General features: G+C 41.0%; 1 protein-coding gene. It reads left to right on the plus strand.

Annotated elements, in window-relative coordinates; genetic code table 11:
* A partial coding sequence (locus AB4653_RS28810; RefSeq protein WP_372106064.1) for a tetratricopeptide repeat protein occupies positions 1-1,086 on the plus strand: 1,086 nt, incomplete at both ends.

The raw sequence follows: 1,086 nt of genomic DNA on the forward strand, positions 1-1,086 counted from the left end.
CTATTATTGTTCTGCACTTCAGTCGGATTTGCATGACATTGCTGACCCTGTATTACCAAAATTTGGCACTTATCGAGTGATCGCTAACAATCACCATTTCCGCAGCGACTATCAAGCCGCGCTAGATACTTACCTATCACTGATAAGCGTGTTCCCACAAGGACACGATATTTCGGGGATCTATAACGATGTGGGTAATTTGCTCAAAGAGTTAAAGCAATATGATAAATCGGCTGAGTACCTCATAGAAGCACTCGCTCTGAGATCGGATGCTTCTGATTTGATGAAAGCACAAGTTCATCATAGCCTTGCAGATCTTTACCTTAATCAAGGACAAAGTGACCTAGCAATTAATCACTTTCAAAAAGCAAAAGCACTGTTGACTACATCACCTCATAGCTACGGTATTGCGCTAACAACTCTTGGTTTAGGAAAAGCATACACGCAGACGAAGAACTATGATTTGGCGAGAGACTACTTAGTAGAGTCTCTATCAGCTTCAAGCAAGCTAAACAACGATGTCATTCGAATCAACGCTTTCTTGGCAATCAGCGATATGTTCGAAGACCAAAAACTTAAAACGGAAGCGCTCAATTATGCACAACAAGCTTTGGAGCTATCCGAACAAGTCACAAGACATAAGTACACCGCTCAAGCACTACTTCAACTATCTGATATTCATCAGACACTCAGCGATTACAAGCAAGCTTTCTATTTCTATCAGCGATACTCCTTAATACAGTTCGAAACCCGAGATATAGATAACAGGTTAGCTTTTGAAGCACTAGATCTAGCTCATGCTCGGTACGAAAAAGAACTAGAGAGTTCTTTCCTGAGACATCAAGCAAATTTAGACCGACTTCAAATCGAAAAGATGGAACATCAAAGGATGGTGTATAACATCATTGTTATTCTATTGCTGTGTGCGGCTAGCTTTATGATCTTCACAAACAAAGCCATTCGTGCGAAAGCAGCAATCGATGCCATGACAAAGGCGTATAGTCGCACCGAGATAATACGAAGAGTCAAGCGTATCAAAGCCTGTAAAGGAACAGAAAAACAACATGTTCTCGTTTTACTCGATCT

The sequence above is a fragment of the Vibrio sp. 10N.222.48.A3 genome (genome assembly GCF_041475345.1).
Lineage (GTDB): Bacteria > Pseudomonadota > Gammaproteobacteria > Enterobacterales > Vibrionaceae > Vibrio > Vibrio tasmaniensis_A.